Consider the following 3,341-nt stretch of genomic DNA (forward strand, 5'->3'; position numbering starts at 1 on the left):
TAGTAGTGTAGATTTTCAGATCTGAAGTCTATTTATTTTCAACTCACCTTTGCTGAGTCTTTTCTTGCTGCCTAGTCTAAACTCCAGTTACTAGATTCAAGCTACTTTGGAGAGGTGTAAGAATTTCTTCTGGCAGATCCTCTAGATTTTGTCCCATTGCTTGAATTGCCAAAACTAAACTCTCTAAAGGCTGAACCGGAAGCAAAATTCTGACTCTATCTGCTTTTTGTAGTAGTTCTGGTCTTGTCCGAAGTTTTTTAGCCTGCTCAATGCTGCTGTTAATAAACTCTTTCTCTCGCTGGTTAAACCAGTTATTAGCCGATTTAAGTATCTGTTTCAAATGCTGAAGCCGATCGCCATCCGGCAACAGCAAACCATTAGGTCGATTATTTCTATCCCAATCATTAGCTTGAGCAGCTAACCGTTGTTGTAGCTCTAGAGTTTCCTGCTTCCTCTCTTCATCGAGCCAGTCCTGTAACATCCCCCAACCTCGCACCAGAAAATCGTGGGCTGGCTCCACATAAGGTTCTCCTGTTTCTTGTTGTCCCTTTACCAGAAGGCGAACGTCAACGAGGCGGTTAATTACTTGTTCTATACGGATGTTTTCTGCATCATCTGGATACACCAATTCAGATTCCGGAACCCGTCGCCGTGCTATTCCTCCACCCTCAATGGTTAACATCCGCAGCATGACTCGGCGCATTGTTGTTTGTGCAGCCTCACCTAATTTATTGTCTTCGCCTATCTTGTTGTACTCCTCATTCGCTTTGCGAGTCAGAGAGCCAGCTACGCCTCCTTCTTTATCAAAGGAAGCATCAATTGTGAGAGCGCGATCGCTACTTTCCCCCTTCCACTTTTCTTTAAGTTTGATGTAGAATTCGCTGAGGGTGAAGGAGAGCAGGGGTAATGCTCCTGGCATCTGACCCACTTCGTCAATTAGGCGATCGACCAGGTTGGCGGGTTCAAAGTAGAGTGCCATTTCCGATGCTGGTCTCTCGATCGCTTGTCGTAATTCGTCTGATCGCATGGCGCGTACTGGAAACCTGGCTCTCGTCCAGTAGGATTTGAGGGCTTCCGAGTTCAAGAAACGGGGTTCAAAGTCGGAGCGCAGCGTGACAATGAGGCGCAGTTGGGGCAGGGTTGCTGCTAGGGTTGTCTCCAGCAGTTGCAAGAACTGTTGCCATTCTTCGGGAGTATCGCTCTGCGGATTGGGTTGAGCTTTGCGACTAAGCGTGATTAACTCCTCAAACTGGTCAATGACCAGCAATAAGTTGACACCAGGGCGCTTCTGGCTCCAGGCTTTGACGATTTCAATGAAGGAATTGGGAGCAGATTGCAAGCGCTCAGTTAAGGGATTGAGGCAAGCTAGGAAGACTTGTTTAAGTTGCTGCTGCTGTTGGGATTCTGGCTCTCCTGGAGTTTGGCAGAGGGCATAGAGTGTCTCGAAATGCTCTACAATTAGCAGTTGCTTGGCAGCGTGGGTGTCCTGGTTCCAGATGGTGGTAATTTGGGCAAATTTCTCTGCTTCCTGCTTTAAGCGTTGTGTGGTGCGGCTGGTTTCTCCATGCTTTTTGGCAGCCTCGGCAACTTGAGTGTTGAGTTGCTCGGTTTTCTGGTTGAGCTTTTCACTGAGAAAGCCAAGTGAGTCGAGTTGGACTGAGGTGGGTATATCAGCGATCGCCCAAACAGTCCTAGCTAGAGCAGCGAAGGGCGATTCACCGGGACGGATGGGGTTGAGAATGTGCCACTGATGGAGGCCGTTGATGGGCAGTTATTGAGGCAGAAACAAGAACTTGGGAAAAACATCGAGGATAGCGGATGTCAAAATGCAAACCTTGACAAGGTTGAGTGCAAACACCTCTGGCTCGGATAATTCTCTCAAGTACGGAATCAGTCCCGCTTTGACGAGGCTGGATTTCCCGGAACCGGAGACTCCTAAAACAACGGTCAGTGAGTGGTCTGGTGCAGCGATTCGCGCATACAAATTTTCGATGAGTTCTTGCCTGCCGAAAAAGAAGCGTGCGTGTTCTTCTTCAAATGGCTTTAGTCCCCGATAGGGATTGTTGGTTTCATCGATGGGGTCTGCCTCGCCCAGAGTTTGGGGGTCTAAGTTTGGATCGTGGAAGATGTACTCACCGCGATCGTGTTTTTTTAGGGGATAGAGTCCTGGAGTTTGGCGTTCGTCAGAACGGGTTTCAACGTTGTCGCGCAGGTAAAGATAGAGTTCCGGGGCAGTAATTACTCCATCTTTGGTCAGGTCGGCTTTTTTGTATCGCCTGCCCTTTTCATCCGGGTCGCCATCTTGTAATGCTTCAAACAGGGCTTCTGCAAAGGGCGAGTGTTTTTTCTCACTATCCTGCGATTTTTTGCTGATACCTCGCTTATCGCTCAAAAAGTCGAGGGCTTCCTGGTTGTGGGCAGCAGAGGTGATGACTTGCCAAGCGGGATAGTCGATGAAGCGATCGTAGTGTTCTCGACGAATAGTTTCTGGAACTGAACCGAGTTTTCGGGTGCTTGCCCAGCGAAAGGTTCCAGCAAAGCAGCAGTCAAGAATAATGATCAGGTGATGGCAGGGTAAGGCAATGAGGGCATCATGCAGTACCTGCATAGATAGGAAATTGTTCGACTCTCCAGGCTTGGGATTGGGATTGGCATCTTGAGGCAGTAGAAATCCTCTAGGCCCGTCGTCGCTTTCGAGCGCCATCCCGTGTCCGGCAAAGTAGAAGAGGAGGCGATTCCTTTTGGCAGGTGGCTGAAGTTGTTCAGGCAACCAAATGGTTAGCAGATTTTCAAGCTCTTTCAGCGTGGGCTTACGCTCGGTGCTATCGGTGATTAGCTCAACCTGATACTGATACTTATCTCTCAAGAGTTTAGCTAGTTCTTCAGCATCGGGTTTTGCTGTATTCAAGCTGGTGATACCATTTTGATATTGGTTGATGCCGATGGCGATCGCTAAATTGTGAGTAAAGTTCGTCATCTATGACAAATCCTTGTTTGTTAATTACTGATATTTAACTGAGTAGCTGCGATCGCTAACACAACTGATACCAAATCCGGGTTAAGAACCCCCTTTATACTCAATCCAGGTTAATTACTGTTTTGAACCACGAAGCCACGAATAACACGAAGAAAGAAGAACAAAGAAACCCAAGAACATAGCGGGGGTAGCTAACCCGGATTTGGTATGACTATAGTTCTACTTACTTTTCTACTACTGGATGCGATCGCCTTTTTGAGCCTTGTACCTATCGAACTGGAGTTTAGACTAAAAGCGATATGAGAGAACGCAAATCAAATGGAATTAGAGATTAAAAATATTATCTTTTCAGCCTCAAAGCATC

The 3,341-nt window shown here is 47.4% G+C and carries 2 protein-coding genes; both read right to left on the minus strand.

Features of this window, described 5'->3' with window-relative positions; translation table 11 throughout:
- Nucleotides 1-76: 76 nt before the first annotated feature.
- Entirely contained in the window at nt 77-1,771 is a 1,695-nt protein-coding gene (locus tag E5S67_RS31500; RefSeq protein ID WP_339382807.1) for an nSTAND1 domain-containing NTPase, read from the minus strand.
- On the minus strand, nt 1,772-2,977 hold the full coding sequence (locus tag E5S67_RS31505; RefSeq protein ID WP_172193349.1) for an nSTAND1 domain-containing NTPase: 1,206 nt from the start codon (nt 2,975-2,977) through the stop codon (nt 1,772-1,774). It lies immediately after the preceding gene.
- Nucleotides 2,978-3,341 lie beyond the last annotated feature (364 nt).

Origin of the sequence: Microcoleus asticus IPMA8, from assembly GCF_013179805.1 — a bacterium.
Lineage (GTDB): Bacteria > Cyanobacteriota > Cyanobacteriia > Cyanobacteriales > Microcoleaceae > Microcoleus > Microcoleus asticus.

Excerpts from the sequence above, each read along its gene's own strand:
- E5S67_RS31505 (WP_172193349.1), bottom strand. The coding sequence starts at position 2,977 with ATGACGAACTTTACTCACAATTTAGCGATCGCCATCGGCATCAACCAA.